This window comes from Williamsoniiplasma luminosum (assembly GCF_002803985.1).
GTDB classification, from domain to species: domain Bacteria; phylum Bacillota_I; class Bacilli_A; order Mycoplasmatales; family Mycoplasmataceae; genus Williamsoniiplasma; species Williamsoniiplasma luminosum.
Genome location: NZ_CP024963.1, coordinates 580,905 through 600,319, shown reverse-complemented (window position 1 = coordinate 600,319; position 19,415 = coordinate 580,905). Strand labels below are relative to the sequence as shown.

At 27.1% G+C, this 19,415-nt stretch carries 21 protein-coding genes; 20 read left to right on the top strand and 1 reads right to left on the bottom strand.

All coding sequences use genetic code 4. The features are described 5' to 3' along the window. Position 1: 1 nt before the first annotated feature. From ELUMI_RS02595 to ELUMI_RS02550, 10 genes are all read left to right on the top strand, one after another. On the top strand, positions 2-307 hold the full coding sequence (locus ELUMI_RS02595; RefSeq protein WP_025734649.1) for a hypothetical protein: 306 nt from the start codon (positions 2-4) through the stop codon (positions 305-307). Then, entirely contained in the window at positions 300-977 is a 678-nt protein-coding gene (locus ELUMI_RS02590; protein ID WP_025734648.1) for a hypothetical protein, read from the top strand. Before ELUMI_RS02595 ends, ELUMI_RS02590 begins: the two co-directional genes overlap by 8 nt. Before the next feature lies 1 nt (position 978). Further along, a complete protein-coding gene (locus tag ELUMI_RS02585) occupies positions 979-1,422 on the top strand; it encodes a hypothetical protein (RefSeq protein ID WP_025734647.1) in 444 nt (147 codons plus the stop codon). Between the two features lie 2 nt (positions 1,423-1,424). After that, positions 1,425-2,168, top strand: coding sequence for a SprT-like domain-containing protein (locus ELUMI_RS02580; protein ID WP_025734646.1), 744 nt, complete (start codon positions 1,425-1,427; stop codon positions 2,166-2,168). Between the two features lie 185 nt (positions 2,169-2,353). Next, positions 2,354-2,983 (top strand): hypothetical protein, encoded by a 630-nt coding sequence (locus tag ELUMI_RS02575; protein ID WP_157843907.1) that lies wholly within the window; start codon positions 2,354-2,356, stop codon positions 2,981-2,983. A 47-nt stretch (positions 2,984-3,030) separates the two neighbouring features. Continuing rightward, positions 3,031-4,323: a hypothetical protein gene (locus ELUMI_RS02570; protein WP_025734644.1), complete on the top strand. Its 1,293-nt coding sequence runs from the start codon at positions 3,031-3,033 to the stop codon at positions 4,321-4,323. 165 nt (positions 4,324-4,488) lie between these two features. Further along, on the top strand, positions 4,489-4,968 hold the full coding sequence (locus ELUMI_RS02565) for a hypothetical protein (RefSeq protein ID WP_025734643.1): 480 nt from the start codon (positions 4,489-4,491) through the stop codon (positions 4,966-4,968). A 117-nt stretch (positions 4,969-5,085) separates the two neighbouring features. Then, positions 5,086-10,095 (top strand): Mbov_0399 family ICE element protein, encoded by a 5,010-nt coding sequence (locus tag ELUMI_RS02560; RefSeq protein WP_025734642.1) that lies wholly within the window; start codon positions 5,086-5,088, stop codon positions 10,093-10,095. A gap of 186 nt (positions 10,096-10,281) precedes the next feature. After that, on the top strand, positions 10,282-10,749 hold the full coding sequence (locus ELUMI_RS02555; RefSeq protein ID WP_100618542.1) for a hypothetical protein: 468 nt from the start codon (positions 10,282-10,284) through the stop codon (positions 10,747-10,749). 1 nt (position 10,750) lies between these two features. Then, positions 10,751-11,026: a hypothetical protein gene (locus ELUMI_RS02550; RefSeq protein ID WP_025734869.1), complete on the top strand. Its 276-nt coding sequence runs from the start codon at positions 10,751-10,753 to the stop codon at positions 11,024-11,026. 17 nt (positions 11,027-11,043) lie between these two features. Here ELUMI_RS02550 and ELUMI_RS02545 read toward each other — a convergent pair whose 3' ends face one another. Further along, on the bottom strand, positions 11,044-11,367 hold the full coding sequence (locus ELUMI_RS02545) for a hypothetical protein (protein WP_156921449.1): 324 nt from the start codon (positions 11,365-11,367) through the stop codon (positions 11,044-11,046). Between the two features lie 467 nt (positions 11,368-11,834). Between ELUMI_RS02545 and ELUMI_RS02540 the strand changes: the two genes are divergently transcribed. The 10 genes from ELUMI_RS02540 (at position 11,835) to ELUMI_RS02495 (ending at position 18,356) form a co-directional block, all read left to right on the top strand. Further along, entirely contained in the window at positions 11,835-12,302 is a 468-nt protein-coding gene (locus ELUMI_RS02540; RefSeq protein ID WP_100618542.1) for a hypothetical protein, read from the top strand. Between the two features lies 1 nt (position 12,303). Beyond that, positions 12,304-13,029 carry a hypothetical protein gene (locus ELUMI_RS02535; RefSeq protein WP_025734316.1) on the top strand — a complete coding sequence of 242 codons (726 nt, stop codon included), beginning with the start codon at positions 12,304-12,306 and terminating at the stop codon, positions 13,027-13,029. Positions 13,030-13,225: 196 nt separating this feature from the next. Beyond that, entirely contained in the window at positions 13,226-13,417 is a 192-nt protein-coding gene (locus ELUMI_RS02530) for a hypothetical protein (RefSeq protein ID WP_025734317.1), read from the top strand. A gap of 1 nt (position 13,418) precedes the next feature. Continuing rightward, the gene (locus ELUMI_RS02525; RefSeq protein ID WP_025734318.1) at positions 13,419-13,733 is read left to right on the top strand and encodes a hypothetical protein; all 315 of its coding nucleotides are present in this window, start codon (positions 13,419-13,421) and stop codon (positions 13,731-13,733) included. 1 nt (position 13,734) lies between these two features. After that, positions 13,735-14,085 (top strand): hypothetical protein, encoded by a 351-nt coding sequence (locus ELUMI_RS02520; protein WP_025734319.1) that lies wholly within the window; start codon positions 13,735-13,737, stop codon positions 14,083-14,085. Between the two features lie 149 nt (positions 14,086-14,234). Next, positions 14,235-14,660, top strand: coding sequence for a single-stranded DNA-binding protein (locus ELUMI_RS02515; protein WP_025734320.1), 426 nt, complete (start codon positions 14,235-14,237; stop codon positions 14,658-14,660). 499 nt (positions 14,661-15,159) lie between these two features. After that, positions 15,160-15,720 (top strand): hypothetical protein, encoded by a 561-nt coding sequence (locus ELUMI_RS02510; RefSeq protein WP_025734321.1) that lies wholly within the window; start codon positions 15,160-15,162, stop codon positions 15,718-15,720. Between the two features lie 2 nt (positions 15,721-15,722). Next, positions 15,723-15,923, top strand: a complete 201-nt coding sequence (locus ELUMI_RS02505) for a hypothetical protein (protein WP_025734322.1) — start codon at positions 15,723-15,725, stop codon at positions 15,921-15,923. Between the two features lies 1 nt (position 15,924). Beyond that, positions 15,925-18,054 (top strand): type IA DNA topoisomerase, encoded by a 2,130-nt coding sequence (locus tag ELUMI_RS02500; protein WP_025734323.1) that lies wholly within the window; start codon positions 15,925-15,927, stop codon positions 18,052-18,054. After that, complete coding sequence (locus ELUMI_RS02495) at positions 18,054-18,356, top strand: hypothetical protein (protein ID WP_025734324.1); 303 nt, start codon at positions 18,054-18,056, stop codon at positions 18,354-18,356. The genes ELUMI_RS02500 and ELUMI_RS02495 overlap by 1 nt, the downstream gene beginning before the upstream one ends. Positions 18,357-19,415 lie beyond the last annotated feature (1,059 nt).

The window sequence follows — 19,415 nt, the reverse complement described above, 5'->3', positions numbered from 1 at the left end:
TATGAACACCACCTGAACAAAATTAATTGCAGAACAAGAAAAACCAAAAAATAGAAAAGAGATAAAAATTATGGAAGAATTAGAAGATTTTTTATATGATGCTAAAAGTTCAATTGAAGGTTTTATTGACCTATTAGGACCAGGACAAACACAAACAGGTGATTCAGATACTTCTGCTTGAGTTATATTACAAAACAAAGGCTGAGAGATATTGAATGAAATAAAAATAACCTTGTCTTTATTAGACGATTATGAATATGAATTAGAAGAAGATGAATTAGAAGAAGAGGAATTAGAAAATGAATAATATGAACACCACCTGAACAAAATTAATTGCAGAACAAGAAAAACAAAAGATTAAATATTTTTCAAAATGATTTAATAAAGACGAGATTGAAATTATTTTAAACTTGTTGAATGGAGTGTATGTTGAATTTAAAAATCAAGAAGAATTAAAAAATATTGATATGGATAAAATTCTATGAAAAATAGGTATGGATCATAGTATCGTGGAATGCAGTAATTGCGACCTTTGTAATCTCGAAGGTTTGCAAACGAGAAGAGAATGAGTATCTTTGGAAAATTCTGATATTTCTTGAAATGATTGAGAAGGAGATTATTATGAATTTTATGAATGTAAATCAAATTATTCACATGAATTTATTATAACAATTGAAGGCTTGAATGTTGATCATAACAAATTATCTCAATACGATGTTGAATCGATTTTTGTAAGTCCGACTTTAGCTGTTAAAAATGGTGAAGAATATAATAAAGTTGAAAAATTAATTAAAAATGATTTGGAATTTCAATTTAATGAAAATTTTGATGAATTCAAAAAACAATGATCATTAAATGATAAATATCTTTCAAACGATGAAGTAGATAAGTATTTACCGAATGCTGCTAAATTGATTAATGAATTACATTTAACATATCCAAGAGTTGAAAATTCATTAGAAATGGAGGTCAATTAATATGATTAAACCAATTTTAAAATTTTATAGTCTGTTTGGTTGAATTGGGGAGAAGATAGGAAAGTTTTTTAAAGGCATTAAAAAATTATTTACTTTTAACTTTCAAAATAAAAAGACCAATATAAAATCTTTAGAACCAATTCCTCAAACACCAAAAGTCAGTTATGCCTCAAAAGCACACATCCAAGAATCTGCTGCTAGGCTTGGCTTGGGACATGATATGACTTCTACTGCACTTATCAATCAAACTTTAAATAACCTAAAAAATGAAACAATTATTAATAATAATGTAATGCCAAACATGCAAAAACACTTGGATAGTCAGACTAATGTATGCCAAAATATGAAAAATGTTGTTGTCAATAATAACAGCACATCATCTGAACCAACTTTTAAACCTATTGGTGATATTGCATCAGAAGACAACGGAATGGAAATGAAATAATTATGGAAAATAAATTAATAGATTCGACCAATTTGATCAAAACCTTTAATGATTTACATGCATATTTAAATGAAAAACATTTCAAAAATAAATTAGGTAAAGCGGTTATTACTATTGTTTCTAATCCGAAGAATAAAAGGGTTTTTGGTCACTACACCAATCATCCGGTTTGAAACGAGAAGTATCATGAAATTGTTTTACATGGATTGGTTTTTAATGGTAATCCAGCAAAAGTAACTGCGACGCTATTTCATGAAATGATTCATCAATATTGTTCTGAAAACAATATTCACGATGTAGAAAGTAATGGTCGCCATAATAAAAACTTTAAAAAACATGCTGAAGAATTTGGTTTAACCGTTTTAAAGCCGAACAATAAAAACATAGGATATAAAACAGAACTGGATGAGAAATTGTGAAATGATATTTCTACTAATAGTAATATTGATTTTAAAGTATTAGAAGATTACATTAATTCATTTAATGTAGATAAATTTAAAAATTCTAATACTAACAACGGTCAAAAACCAGTTGAAAAAACACCAAAACCTTTAGGTAAAAAAGATTTAGAAATTGCAAGTTTAAAATTTGAAGTTGAAGAACTTTTAGAAAGAATCAAAATTTTAGAAATTGAAAATGAATATCTTAAAAAACAAGATAAATTCAACAAAGAAATAATTTCAAATTACGAAAACAAAAAAGCTTCTGATAATAATCTAAAAGATTTAGAAGAAATCGAACTTTAAAAGTGTAATTAAAAATACACTTTCAAGGTTTAAATTGCTAAGTGAATTATTTATGTTTTATGTTATAATCAATGTAACAAAGAAAGTAGTACGAAAGTGCTGCTTTTTTGTTTTTATATAGCTGTGATCGCATGCTTTTGTACCTTCTTTGAAGAGTCTTTATGACTTTAAATGAAGGATTACGAATGAAAAAAACATTTTTAGTTTCTAATGAAACTTTAATCGCAAAAGAAATGTTCCAACAAGAACAAACAAAATTAATTCAATCATTGAAAGATGAATTTGAAAATTCAATATTAGATGATGTTTTTAGTATGTCAGATGCAGAATTATTGGGTATTACAAAAGACAGGTTTAACATGATTTTAGATGAAATGAAATCATATAAAAAATATCAGTTAGGCGGTGTGAAATCACAAACCAAACCATACAAAGATATTTTAAATGGTCTTAAAAAAGAATTAACAGATACTGAAAACTCGTTATCTAAACAATTAGATCTTTTAGGTGAAAAGATTCATTCTATTGGTTATACAAATGGGTTTGAATCAAAGCTTGAAGCAGCCAAAAATGGTGCTAAAGTACATGTTAAAACTCAATGTTTTGATATTAGTAAAGTACCTGAAGAGATTGTTACACAAGCTGTTGAATTTTACATGCACGAATTAACACTAAAAGCTTTAAAACAAGGGGAAGCAGTTCCTGTAGTTCCTGGGGTCTTAATTTCAGTACATATGCCAACTTTTGATCTACAAAAGCCAATTGTTCAAAATGATAATCAATCTTCAAATGAAGATGATGGATTGGAGATGTAATATGAAATTGTTAATTGAGAAAAACAACGAAATGGAGGTGAGTTGATGTGCCAATTAAGTGATTGTTAGCAACTAAAATTGTTGGAGCAACAGCTATTGGTGGTGGAATCACTGCTGGTGGGATTTTAGCTTATAATTATATTGCCGAAAATTCTCGACACGGTATTGACAATGATGAATGAAAACAAGATATATATCAACCAATAAGCATTTTGGATCAACGTTTTGAAAAAGAACCTAAAATATTTGATAAATATTTAAAAGATTTTGTTAAAAATTTTTCTTTTGGTGATTCTAAATCTTTTAAATTTAAAACAAAAGATGAATTGCAAGAACATTTATGAAAGTTAATCATTTTTGAAGAAGCAACTTATAAGCAATTTAATCAAAGTATTGCTCCAACCGAAGATGAATTAAACCCTCCATCTAAAGATCCAAATAGATTTTCTATTAAAAAACCACCAGTACACATTGATCAAGAAGAACAAATGAAAATAAATACTTCTTTTGTTGGAACTGCTTATGTTAACACATTGTTATATCAATTGGTTTATTCAAACATTGAAGCTAATAAAACAAATACATGAGTATATCAATATATGCTAGAAACATATCTAAATTCACCAGAATGAGAATATATTCAATCAGTTAAAGATTATGTACCAAAAGAAGTCAGTATGTCTTCTTTGAAAAAAGACTTAAAAACTAATAATTCTAAAAAAAATATTACTGGAAATGTAATTAAACTTGTGCGAGAAATAACAAAAGTGGATATAAATGATGTTAACCAAAAACCATCAGGAGTTAATCCCAGTCAATTTGATGTCAGTCCTTTATCTTTCAATATTAAGCATTTGAAATATGAACCTTTAGAGTTTAATTTAAAGCCTACAAACATTGAGAGTCCTGAATTTAAAAATTGAATAAATAATCAAATTGACAATTCATTTAAATCTATTGCAAATAAACTATGAGATTTAAAGAATTTTGATGAATTTAAGAGTCCATCTAACCCAAATTTTAAAATAAAAACATTAAAACATGGTTTGAATGGTTTCGGTAAAATTAAATTAAAAGAAAAAGATCCTAAAAATCCCGATGCACCAACTGAAATTTTTAAAATTCAACCCCCAAAGCAAAGTGATTTAAAACATTTAAAAATTTCAAAAGATAAAAACAACAACAACATTTCAGTTGTTTTAACAGGTTATGAAAATAATAAAAACAGTCCTTGAAAAAATTTATTACAAGGTGAACTGACTTTGAATTTTATTCACAATGAATCTAAACCAGAATGGAGACCATCATCAAACTTGAAGATAACATATCCAAAAGTGTAATTAAAAATACACTTTTTAAAGGAATGAACAATGTTTTGTCTATTCTTAATTTGTGTTATAATCAAATTAACAAAGAAAGTAGTACGAAAGTACTGCTTTTTTGTTTTTATAATCACAATTGTATCCTTTCGTACCTTCTTTGAAATTATAAAAGGAGAAATAAAAATGAGTAAAAGGACTAGATTTTGAATAGATCTATACAATGTTGAAGATATTGAATTAATGAATTTATTTAAGGCTAATTTAAAGCAAAATAATCAAAATTTGCAACCACAAATTCGTGTTATTTTTTTACAAGCTGTTTTAAATTATTTAAAAGATGGAAAACTGTTAGATAACTTAGAAAGTACAATTAATAATTCAATTAATTCTAGAAATGAAGAATTAAAATTTTTTAATGCTGTGACGGCTAAAAAATCTATTTTAGATTCAGAAAGACGTTTGGCAAAAATTGAAGCCAATGTGATTTTACTAACAAACCTATTAGCTAAAGAAATGAAATTTGAAGATCAAATTGAAGTGCCTAAAGAAAGTTTTTTAGAACCTTTTACATTTCAACACACAATCGATCGTGAAATGAAGTCCGAACAAAGAAATTTATTAGCTAATTTTAAAAAGAAAAAGCTAAAGGAAGAGGTGGAATAATATGTCGTTATTACTATGAGGATTGAAAAAATTTTTTGACAAAATGTTAGATACAATTGGGATTAAAAACCCGTGAAAAAATATTGGAAAAAAGAATAAGAAAGAGAAGGAATAACAATGAAAAAATTACTATTTTCAACAATACTAACTAGCTCATTACTTGTCTCAACATCTTTTACTGTTTCATATACTCAAAACTTAGCTAAGAAATTGGAACAATTGAAATCTAAACAATTAGAGCAAAAAAATATCAGAACAATCGATCCAACATACCCGAGTTTCACAATTGGAAACCCGTTAGAAAATTTAAAGCTTGAGCATGAAGGCTATGATTGATCCGACAATAAAAAAGATAATAAATTTTTGATTTCTTGAAAAACATATGCAAATTCTTTTGAAGAATTTAAGCAAAAATACCCCGAGATTCAAATAAATACTCCAAGATTTATTACAAAAGGTTACGCATCTTATACGCCCCAAACCAATGATAAGTCTAATCAAAATCCTGTTATTAATACAAACACAATCACACAATCTACTCCTCCAGATATTAGTTTGGAGAATGCCCCTAAATTTCATTTAAATTCAAGCATTTCAGCAAATCATGGTGGATCAAGTTCAACTGCTAAGGCAGCAGCTGGTGTTCATTTATATGAAGAAAATGGAAATATTTATATAAAAGCGGAGATTTGAGCACAAACTTGAAGAAACACTGCTTTTTGAAGTCCGGAGGTTTCTGCTGAAATTATATTAGGTGACATAACTTTCAAAACTTCTTACGATTTTTCTTCCGATTTATCAAATTATACAGCACAAATACAATCTCATTTTCAAATTAATTCTTTTACTTCTCCATGAATTAATTCTACAGAAACAATTAATCATTGAACTGGGTCTGGAGATTCATCAAATCAAGCAAAAATTTCTGATGAAATTAAAAGAAGAGTCAAAAATCTTCCAAACAAAGATGAATGAAATAGCTATATTGATTTAGATAATCCACAATTTTCAATTAACGAGGCTGTATCAAATGGAGTTATTAAAATTAAATTAAATAAACGTGGTGTCAACTCTACTATTGAAAACAAATTCAAAACAGATTTTGAAATGCCAGTTACAATTAAATTTGATGATAAAACAATTGACTTTGCTAATAGTGATGAATTTATAAAAAATATTGAATTTGAAAGTACAACATCACAACACATAGATTCTACAAATACAATTGATATTTGATCTGGCAACAATAGTTTAACTTCTAATAAAGATTTAACAATACAAGAAGTAACTGCACGTATCAGCAAATTCAAAAACAATAAACAATGAAATAAATACATTGATTTAGACAAGCCTATTTTTACTTGAAATAAAAACGATCCTAACAATTCATCACAAGGTTTTTTAAAAGTTGAATTTAAAAAAAGAGAAGGTGTGAATGCAGATTTTGTAAAAAAATTTAAATTAGAATATAACATTCATGTTAAAGTTAAATTTGATAAAAATGGGATTACTTCAAAAATCAATGATGTTTTTGCTAAAACACCTTTTGATTTGATAACCAATACTTCCCCAATTATGAACAATGAAAGTATTATAGATGATCAAGATGGAAGTCCGAACAAAGGTTTAAACAATAAACAAGTAATTGAAAGAGAAATTGATAAACGTTTTAAAACTTTGACGAATTCTCATCCAGCTATTGCTAACAATCTAGAAATTACAAACAAAAAATTTGTTCAAGAAGAAAATAAAGTGATTATTCAATTTAAAGATGCTCAGAGTTTAATTAATGAAGGACAATGAATTCAAAATATTCCAATAAAGGTTAATGTTAGGCCAACTGCAATTGCTTTAAATAGATCATTTTTGCAAAGAATATCAATTAAACCAGGAAATATGATTGACCCAAAAAATCCAGGAAAATCTGTATTAGATGAACCGGAGTTGATTTGAGATAAAGAGAAACCAACCTTTGTTTATCATAATAAAGTTGATTTTGAATTTGCCTCTTCAAAAAGTGCTAAAGAAACTGTAACTGTAAATGGTGAACCCATTGAAGTTTATGATAACATATTTAAAAAAGAATTATTAGATCAAAATCTAGGATTGAAACCAAATGAAAAATATGTTCAGTACGATATCATCGTTAATGGTTGAGATAAAATTGATGAAAATGGTCAAATTTTACCTCAACCAAAACCGCGAACAATCAATTTTTCAATTGCAATTAATTCATTGATTTCACGTTCCTCATTTAAATGAATGGCTTGAGATCCGGTTGAAGATAAAAATCAACCTGAAAAATATCAACAATGAGTGTTAACTCAAGAGAAATTACCTAACAAGGATGGTCAATTAGAAGCTAATCCAAAATATGATCCAACAATCGATCCTAAATCAGGAGTTAGAATACAACAAGTTTTTGTGAAAACAGATAAAAAATATTTAGATAAACATCCTTTCCCTCTAGATCCATTTGATTTAAATGGTAATTTCATTAAACCTGAAAATGGTTTTAACGAAAAAAATAGAACTGTTGGATATTTTGCAGAAGCTTATGTTGTAAATAAAGGGGTTTTAAATCTTTTCCAAGACAAAACATTTGATCAAGCTTTTGAAAAAGTGGAAAGAATACAAATTACAGATTCAGAAGGAAAACCCGTGAGTTCAGAGAATTCAAAACCAGAATTAGTTGATTTTAAAAATGAAGGACAATTTAGTTCTTCGGGGTTATATGAATATTTCTTCTATGTAAAAGATAAAGCTCCACTTTATCAAAATTCATCTGGTAAAAAATTAAATCCAGCAGATGTTTCAACTTATCCACCAACCGGAAATAATATTCCTGCTTCTGCTGGTAATATTCTTCATAAATTTTTATTTGTTTCTAACAAGGAAGTTGCATATCAAAAATTTACATCATTGCCTTTCATTAAAAATAATCCTGATATTATGGAATTTAATTCTGGGAATTCATTAGTTTCTCATCGTTTAAAATGATATTTAATAAATAAATATAACTTTACTACACAACAACTTGATGTTTTGAACTATGAAAATAATTTTGCTTATTGAAAGGAATATGTATCTGCTGCAATTGATGGAAAATTGACACCACCAGAACCAGGAAATAATTTTTTAGTCTTAAATCAACTAAAATTAGATTCTTTATTAAGAAACCAAACTGATGTTTTAAAATTATTCAAAGAAATTGAAGCTTATGCTCAAGAAAAAGTTAATAAATTCGCTATGAATAATAAAGGAACTGCAATATATAAAACTCATTGAGATTTATATATCGATGGTGTTGATGTTGCTTTAAATGAGTTTAATGCACCACAACACTTAAAACACTTAGCTAATATTACTGATGAAATAAAATCTGCTAATTTTATTATTAAAGCAAAAGACAATGTCAAAGAAGTACAGGGGGAAACAAAATTTTTAGTTGTTAATAATCCATTCTTTGAACCGGATAAAGTTTTAGATTTAAATAAAATAAACTGAAAAGCTCAAGAATATAACTTCTCAGGTGTTGAAGAAGGTACAAACACCAAATTAGATGAACCAACATTTAGAAAAAAATGAATTAAGGATTTAATGCAAAAACAATTAGAAATAGCAATTTCACATGTAAATCCAAAGGGAAAACCTAAATATTTACAAGATTATAAATTGTCAGTTTTAGAAACTGGTTTAGGAAACAAAGAATATGATTTAGAGGCTTTTGAATCAATTCAAAAAATTGAAGAATTTTTATCAAATTCAAATTCAAACTTAAAGATTAAAGTTACATCTAACCCAATGGTTAAACATCCATTATTGATAAATTCCACTATTCAAAAATATATTAATAATCCCGATGCACCACTTCCACCAATTATTCCAACTCCAGATGTTGCAACAGATCTTAGTTTATTCTTAAATGTTGAAAATTTAGAAATTGTAGACTTAATAAACAATGTTACAAATCCTGAATTACAACCAGAACAGATTTTTGATAAAAATAATCAACTTTTATGAAACAAATTAATTAGTGCTCAAAAAGAAAAGAATAATAAAGTGTGAAGCAATGATCCGGAGTCTGCACAACGTTTAAACGAGTTTTTAGATACATTAAACATTAAACATTTTAAATTATTTCACAAAGATTCAGGTCAAAGACCTAAACCTAATCCTGATAAACCAAATGAAGTCTTATACAAAGGCACATTTAATATAAAATCAAATAATGATCGATTATATTATGGTTCTCACAATGCAGAATTCTTTACTGCTACAAAACTCGATCCACCACCAGTTGACCACAGGAAAAATATTGAAGATTTATTTCCTATTACAAATATTGGTGAGGTAATTGGTGATGGTGATGATAAATATACAAAAGAAGAAGTTTTTGAAAAATTAATTCAAATGAATGCTGCAACATATGATCCTAAATTATTTAAAATTGAGTACTTTACATTTAGATGATTTTATCAAAACAAACCAAGTGAAAATGGTTTCGACCATTCTATGCAACTGGGTATTTCCACAGAAGGAGAAAATTATCTATACGGTTCTAAATTAACTATTAATTACTGAACAACTAAAAAAGACAAAGATCCAAAACCACCAGTAATTGATCCATACAAACCAATCATTGCAAATATTTCTGATGAATCAATGACAGTTGGCGATAAAAATAAGATAATTACAGTTGATATAGAAAATCCTATTAAGAATAAGGAAATTTCTGTCAAGTCAAGTGATAATGCTATTGCGAAAGCAAGTGTTAATTATGCTGGTAAAATCGTCCTTCAAGCTATAGCTGAAGGTACAGTTACAATTACTGTTTCATATCCAGAAGCTGATGATGTTACTTTTCAATTAATTGTAAATAGAAAAGAAATTATTAATCCAGACCCAGGGCCAATTGATCCTGAAAAACCAGACCCAGGGCCAATTGATCCTGAAAAACCGAACCCAGACCCAGGTGGTGAAAAACCAAATCCTGATAAAGATAAGTTTAGTCCATTAAATTTATTGTGAATTATACCACTAGCTTTAATTGGTGTTGGATTAATATTTTTTATAGGAAAACGTATTTCAATCCGAAGAAAATCTCGTAGAATAGGTAAGCGATAAAAGTGTATTTTTAATTACACTTTTCCTAAAACCAGTTAAATTAATTAATCTAGTTTATGTTATAATCAAATTAACAAAGAAAGTAGTACGGAAGTATTGCTTTTTTGTTTTTATATAGCTGTGATCGCATGCTTTTGTGCCTTCTTTGAATAAAAGGTCTACAGGACTTTAAACGGAGGATTACACATGAAAAAACACAACTGAGTTAGTGGTTATATTTGACCAAAACAATTAGGTAAAGGTGTTGTAAATGAAAAAACTGGGAAAATTAAATTCCCCATTACATTAGATAACAAGACTTTTTGAGTTGCAGAAAAAAATATTACTGAATGAAAATTAGCTAAGCTAGGAGATTTGAATGAAAAAGGAGTGCAAAAAACTTTTGTTCCTTTCGATTCAACTAAATCAAATTTTAATGCAGGATTTTATAACATTTCTGTTCCAACTGTTGAAGATGTCAAAATTAGTGTTAAAACCGAAGAATTAGACGCAGAAGGAAAACATATTTTTAAAAACGAAACATTATCACACAATGAATTAAATAAATTAGTTGCTAATAATACGTTTTCAGTTATCAACTGAGCTAAAGAAGCGATTCAAAAACATGAAGTTGTAAATCAAACCGAAGATGAATTAGAAATTGTTGGGGAATAACATGAAAGCATTTAAAGAAAATTTAACTAAAACACAAATTATAAGTAAAATTAAAACGATTCAAAATACAAATAAACAAAACACACAGTTTTGAATTGAATCATTGAGCACTTTTATAGAAGAAAACTTTACTAATGAAATTATTAAGGTCGATGATATTGTAAGCAAAATTAATGTATTATATCCAACTTCAAAAAACACTGTCACAGAATCATCTTTAGTTGCTTATTGGTTTTGTGTTTTGAATGAAATTAAAACAACTAACTTAAAAAGCTAGTTGTGAATTTAAAAAAATTAAGTTTTTTCAAAAATTTTTCAATAATCAGAATAATCATATCTTTTGGTTAATTTCGTTCCTTTAATTGTAGCTTCTTTTCCAGAAGCAAATCCTTGAAGCATACAATCGACACAAAATTTTATATAAATATCACCATTGTTGTCAGATTCAATAAAATATCGCCCTATTTTATTTTTGGTAGTTTTAACTAAACACATATTCATTCTTAAATTATTACGTTTATTAAAACTACATGAATAACAATCTTCAAAATTAGGATCATTTTCACAATTTTCATAATATGGATTATTTTCAATTCCATTATCACACATTCCGCTCACCCCCCCCTAGTGTTTACAACACCAGATTATTTTATCATTTAAGGTTTTCAAAAAAACCATCGTGGATGGGCGGACAAAAATTAGCAAGCTCATAAAAATTAAACTGATAAATGAAAGTATGCCGGAGGAGGTGAAGCAAAACCTCCAACCCTCCTGCATCACAATAAAAACATAGTGTATATCAGCACTATGTTTTTTGTTTTCTAAAAAACATAAATTCAGTTTTAAATTTATTTTGATAATTAAAGAAAGGGGTGAATTCAAATGAAATAAGATGATAAAAGTGTATTTTTAATTACACTTTTCCTTAAACCAGTTAAATTAATTAATCTAGTTTATGTTATAATCAAATTAACAAAGAAAGTAGTACGAAAGTACTGCTTTTTTGTTTTTATATAGCTGTGATCGCATGCTTTTGTGCCTTCTTTGAATAAAAGGTCTACAGGACTTTAAACGGAGGATTACGAATGAAAAAACACAACTGAGTTAGTGGTTATATTTGACCAAAACAATTAGGTAAAGGTGTTGTAAATGAAAAAACTGGGAAAATTAAATTCCCCATTACATTAGATAACAAGACTTTTTGAGTTGCAGAAAAAAATATTACTGAATGAAAATTAGCTAAGCTAGGAGATTTGAATGAAAAAGGAGTGCAAAAAACTTTTGTTCCTTTCGATTCAACTAAATCAAATTTTAATGCAGGATTTTATAACATTTCTGTTCCAACTGTTGAAGATGTCAAAATTAGTGTTAAAACCGAAGAATTAGACGCAGAAGGAAAACATATTTTTAAAAACGAAACATTATCACACAATGAATTAAATAAATTAGTTGCTAATAATACGTTTTCAGTTATCAACTGAGCTAAAGAAGCGATTCAAAAACATGAAGTTGTAAATCAAACCGAAGATGAATTAGAAATTGTTGGGGAATAACATGAAAGCATTTAAAGAAAATTTAAGTGAAAAAATAAAAGCACAAATTAAAATATTGGGAGCCAAAGATGCGGTTGCCTATTGAAATGAATTCAATATGCCAAGCGAAGATAATGGTGGAATAAACACTTTAAAAGATATTGAAAATATCATCATTGATGAAAGAGATTACACAGTTAATTTAGATCGTCTAAAAGAAGAGTTTTCAAATCTTGGGGAGACTCACAAAAATTTTAAGCGTGAATATAAAAGTGGTAATACCAATTCATATGAATACGAAAAAAATTGGGACAATGTTTTAGAAATATATTTAGAAGGTTTTGAAAAAGTTTTAACAAAAATATTGGAAGATAAAATCCAAATTGAAAATAATGAAAATCTAAAACCTGAAAATAAGAATCTAAAAAATCTTAAAAAAGAAGTTCAAGATTTTATTGTTAATGAAATTTTTAAAGAAAATTTTACAAATTGAAAAGAATGAAAATTAGGATTTGTTGGTACGGATATTGATGAAAATTATGATTTAAAATTTAAGAATTTTCAACCACAATTTTATGAGTTCTATTTTTATAAAGGAAAGGATATGTATGGTGATTCAAACTTTAGCAATATTTTGAATGAAAATGATCCTAAATATATCTCCATTGTTGAAAAATATCCAGATTTTTATAATGTTTTAAATTCAAATGAATTTTTAGAAGCTGATGAAGAAATTCAAATGAAATAAGATGATAAAAGTGTATTTTTAATTACACTTTTCCTTAAACTAGTTAAATTGATTTAGCTAATTTGTGTTATAATCAATGTAACAAAGAAAGTAGTACAAAAGTACTGCTTTTTTGTTTTTATATAGCTGTGATTGCATACTTTTGTACCTTCTTTGAATAAAAGGTCTACAGGACTTTAAACGGAGGGCATAAGATATGTCGAATAAACTAGACTCTAAACTACTAGAGTTAAAAACAAAGTATGAAATTGCTTTAGAAAATGCAGACGCATTTCTAGATAACGATTGAAAAGTTGGAGAAGTTTTAAATTTTTCATTTCAAAATTTTATAAACGAAATCAATAATTTAATCCAACTTTCAAAAGATCAAGAAATGGGGGTCAATTAATATGCAAAAAACTACTTTAAAAAATCTAATGATTGAATTAAATTCAGAAACGAATGAGTGAGTAAAAGAATGAATTGAAGTTCAACATTCATTTAATGCAGATATTACAGATTATGTAAAATCTAAGGGTTTAACTTTTAATGATGTTTTTGTGGAAGGTGACACCAATTCGGCTAATGATCATTTTTATTTAAGTGATTTTGATAGTCCATATGATGCCCTAATTCAAATTGTAGATACTTCAGTTCAACAAACTATTTTAAAAATGGCTAACAATTTTGAATTTGATGGTGATCAAGAATTGGGGGTTGAGTAATATGGGATATTATTTTTCAGATACAATGGCTGAATCTTTAAATGAAAATGCAAGTGATATTATTGATGAATTTAAAAAATATTTTGATGAAGAAAAGATTTCTGATATGTATTTAGATTTTGATAAAAATAACGCTTATCAATATAAGATATGTATTCTCACTCAAAAAGATGACACGATAGAAATACCAGTTGGTGATTTTAAATGGCCAAGTGATGAAGATGATTATAATGACTGTGCAACATGATGGTTTGTTGAAGAAAAAGATACTAGAGCATTATTAAAACCTTATATGAGTCAAAAAGGCCTAGGTTTGGTTGAAGAATATCTAAACGAATTGGGACATGAATAATTATGTCAAAAAAACAATTTTATTTAGAAATAGATCTTCTCAAAAAACAATTAAATAGGTTAAATAAACAACCAAATTCAGATTTAATAGAAATCCAAAAGGAATACATTTTATCAATGTTATGAGACTTGAGACAGGAGGTGAAATAAATGAATCAAATTAATTTAATCGGAAGAATTACAAAAAATCTTGAATTAAAAACAGCTTCTAATGGCAATGTTTTTTTAGGATTTACAATTGCGGTGTCTGAACATAGAAAAGATGGAGAACACACAAATTTTATTCCTTGTATAGCTTTTAACCACACTGCTGAAAATATGAATAAGTATTTAGGAAAAGGAAGTTTAATATCTGTTGAAGGACGATTGCAAGTACGTAGTAGTAACAAAGAGGGCAAATATGAAAATATTATCAATGTTGCAGCTGATCGAGTTCATTTTTTGGAATCTCAGAAAGTTAAAAAAGAATTAAGTGTTGAGCAAAATAATGAAGTTTTGACTTCACAATTCAATAATAATTCTACTGATGAAAATGAAGATTACCAAACACTTCAAGACTCTATTCTATGAGATTAGAAATTTAGTTGTTAATAGTCAACTTTAAAAAACTATTTTTGGAAGTGAAAGATTTGTTTTAATAATTATTGATAGTTTAATTTTAAAATGAGTAGGTTTGAGTCCTACCACTTCCACCAAAAAAGTCCGGAACGACTTTAAACTATCAACCTTCTATTTTATTTTTTAATCATTTTCTCCTTTCGAATTAAGATTATCTTTTCATACAATAATGTTATAATCAATGTAACAAAGAAAGTAGTACGAAAGTACTGCTTTTTTGTTTTTATAACCACAATTATGTACTTTTGTACTTTCTTTGAATAAATGGTCCACAGGACTTTAAAAAAGAAAAGGAAAAATATAAAATTTATATAAAAATTTGAATTTTGTTGTATAATTAAATTACCGACCTACAATTTAAACAGATAATGCTGGCCCTTTTATTGGGAATGTAGGCGCATATTTAAAGAGCAACATTGTTGCTCTTTTTACTTTTATTTTATATTAAATGGAATATATGAAAAAAAACAAATCAAATGCAAATCTGATAAAAATGAATCATCATAAAAAACCAAGAGAGGCACTGGTTTTGGAATCAAGAAACGGTTGAAGCTTAATCGCTGCATACGGAACTGTTAAAAACAATAATTTCAAAAATTTTATTGATTTAACCGATTATTCAATGTCCTTAAGAAGGCGTTCTCAACAATATAAATCTCCTAATACCAATCATTTTTATGTTAATACAACTAATATTTTTTGAACAAAACTCAACAAGCATACAAAACCAATAAAGAATATTGAGGATTTTGATTATGGGGCTTTAAAATCCCACCCCAAATTCCCTTTACGCAGATTGTCTGAAGATGTTATGGCGGTAATAGATTCTTCTATTGAAACAAACCACAAATCCAAACTTATTTACAATCTTCAGTTTAGCGGAAAAGAAAAACAAATTCAAAAACACGGTACTCAAGAGTTAAAAGCAATAAGAATGAAAAACGAAACGACAAATGCAACAATAACCACCCCAAACAATAATCAATCTTCAAATGAAGATGATGGAATGGAGATGTAATTATGATCATTAATAAAATAAACAAATCAGATTTTATTTACAAACCTGTCAATTCATTTTCATTTGAAATGGAATATAGAAATTGTAATTATTGTTCATCATCTAAATCATTTGATATTTTTAATTATGTAAATAAAAATTGTGGGACACCAATCTGTGATCAATGTTATGCAAAACTAGAAATTGAATCGGGAATTGAGTAGTATGAAATATTTAATTATTATGGAATCCCCATCTAAAGCAAAACATGTAGTTGAATATGCAAAAGAATTACAACCACAACATAAATGAATTGGTGGAGCATCAATTGGTCATATTCGTGAACTTTCAAATTCTTTTGATTATTCAATTGGAGTGGATTGAAATAAATTAGAAGCTAGTTGAATAGTTTCTGCAGATAAGAAAAAAGTAGTTGAGGAATTGAAAACCAAAGCAAGTGAAGTTGATCAAATTATTTTAGCATCGGATCCTGATCGCGAAGGTGAAGCTATCGCTTGGCATCTTTTTGAAATATTAAAAAATTTAAATAAACCATTTAAGCGAATGAAATTAAATTCAATTACAAAAGATGAAGTTGCTAGACAACTAAATAATCTAAGTGAAATTGATTATAATTTAGTAAATTCAGCTAATACTCGCACTATTTTAGATAAAACAATTGGTTATGTGCTTTCACAAGAAGTTCGCCAAAATACAGGTGGGGCATCTACCGGACGTGTACAAGGAGCAACATTAAGATTGATTGCTACTAATCAACAGGCAATTGAAGAATTTGTTAAAGATCTTAATTACACAATTAAAATTGAAGATATAAATCAATTAGTCTTTAATTTAATAACTGAAGAATTAAAAGATTGAAAAACCCCAAACAAACCAGAAATGGAGCAAATTCTAAATTCTTTAATTTCTAATAAAGCTAATGTGATTAGTTTTGTTGAAAAAGAATTTAAAGAAAATTTTTTTCAACCTTTTGATACACAAAGTGCATTGGTTGCAATAATTGGTAAATTAAAAGGCGGAACAAGCAAGGCTACAAAGGCTTTGCAAATACTTTATGAAGCTGGATTAATTACTTACATTCGTACAGATTCAAGAAATATTGATATAAAAACTAAAGAAAAACTTTCAGAATATATTATTAATAAATTTGGCCAAAAAGCATTAGGTGTTTTAAAGGATGTTAAAGTTGATTCTTCAGCTCAAGAAGGCCACCCTGCAATTATTCCAACTGATTTTTCTCTAGCAAAGGTTCAAGATAAAATTAATGATGAATATGTATCTGGTGTGTATGAAATTATTTATAAAAATACAATATCTTATGGTTTAAAAGAAGCTAGCGGTCTAAACCAAACACTAGTTGTCGAATTAAACAATTTTATATTTAGAGCCACTGCAAAAAACTATTTAGATTATGGTGTTTATGATCTTTACTTTTTTGATAAAAAACCAGAAAGTAACAACATTAAACCTAAAACTAATTTTATAGATATTCACAAAAAAGAATTGGTTGAAATTGAAAGCAAACCTAAAACTTTATTTACCGAAGTTTCTTTAATTAAAGAAATGAAAAAAAATGGTTTAGGTAGACCAGCAACATATGCTAATGCTGTTGAAGTAAATCAAAGACGTGGATACACTGAAATTAAGAGTAAATCTAAAATAAGTATTTTACCGTTAGGAAAAAATGTTAATGATTATTTAAAAAATAATTGAAATGATATTATTGCAGTGAATTATACTATTCAATTAGAAAAAGAATTGGATTTGATTTCAAGTGGAAAAATGGACCATAAAATTGTTTTGAAGGATTTTTGAAACAAACTAATGAAGGAAGTGTCTTCAAAAACTATTCAATACAAAGATTGCAAAAAGTGTAAGCAAAAAACTTGAAAGGAAGGTTTAATTTCAAAAAAAGGTTTTGAATATTCTAAGTGTATAAATGAGACTTGTGATCATATCGAATTTGTCCAAGAAACAAATCGAGATTCTAAAATTTGCACAAATTGTAAGGTTGGTTTTTTAAAACTCAACAAAACAAAAACTGGTAAAGATTATGAATATTGTTCTAACAAAGAATGTGAGTATATTAATTGAGATTATGGATTAAAAAAATGTAAAAAATGTAAAGTTGGTGTTGTATTTGAAGGTGTTGCAAAGAATGGCAATAAATATCAAAAATGTAAAAATCAACAATGTGATTTCATAAAATTTTTTGATAAAAAATCAAGCAAGTCTATGAAAGACAATTCTATGAAAGAATTTGTCAAAACATTAGATTGTGAAACTTTAGCTAAAATGATAAAAGAAGACGATAAAAGAAGAGGGTTTAAATAATGAATAAGATTTTAGAAGAAAATGAAAAAATCCTTAAACGAATAAATCAAGAATTTGAAGTTTTTGAAAATATAACTAATGAAAAATTAATAGATTATATCGATGGATTACGATCATCATTTAAATCTTTATTACAACATTTAAATCATAAATACCAAGATTGTGAAGGAACACATGTTTCAATTAAAGTACAAGCATTAACATTTTCATCTTGTTATTATTGCTTACATTTAAATTATTTTTTTGAACAATTGGATGAAATACAAGATTTATTTTCTAATAAATTGTTGTTAATGAATTAATAATCATCAACCAAAAGATTAAAAATGGAACGTTCCTGAAAGGGAACTTTTCTTTTTATACTGCTTTCAAAATGATCAAAATCAAAATTTATAGTTTGATTTAAAAATTAATGGATATAACAATTTAATCGAAAAAATTAAAGAAAAAAATAGATGATTTAAAGTGTAGAAAAAACTACACTTTTTTTGTATTGATGTTTGCTATTTTATTAGAATCATTAAAAACGAAAAAAGAACTATCATCCCATAGTTGTCTCAAAAAAGATTTAAGTTTTATTTTGATCTAATAATTGCATCAATTTTTATGTTTTTAATTATGATTTAATGCAAACAAAAGTTGTATAAAAGCATATTTAAATTCCATTTTATTATGTTTGACATGAAAAAAATTAGCTTTTCAATCAAAAAGTACTGCTTTTTGTGGATAAGTGGATATTTTAGTCAATTTTAACCTTTTCGTTCATGACAAAAGGCTAACAACCTTGCTTTTTTAAGGTTAATAACCTTGTTTTTGTCAAAAAACAACTAACTTAAAGAAGTCGGGTTAGACGTTTTCAAGGAAGTGGTTCCACCAAAAATCCTTTATTTATAAGGCTTTTTGGTTCATTTTGTTAAAAATGGAACCACGTTTTTTGAAAATGGTTCCACCAAAAGTCCTTTATTTATAAGGCTTTTTGGTTCATTTTGTTAAAAATGGAACCACCCCTTACCCTGCTTGTTAATAAATAACAAGAAAAGGGGTTTTAGGGGTGCTTTTCGGTTTTAATGAAATTAAAATGTTTTGATTAACAGGATAATTTGACCCCTAAAAATTTGATGAAGATTGAAAATTAAGATAATTTGAAGAATACGAATTATGAACAATTATTTCAAAATTTCAAAAGCTGTTTTGTTTTTAAAATAATCTAATTTTAATGTTGATTACTTGTGAATTTTTGTAATTAAATCCTTTGTTTCAAAACATATGATTAAATGTAATTGTAAATAAAAAAGTAGTGCGTTATCACTACTTAATTTAAGAAGAGAAGGTGTGACTTTTCTTCTCATTTTAAGTATAGC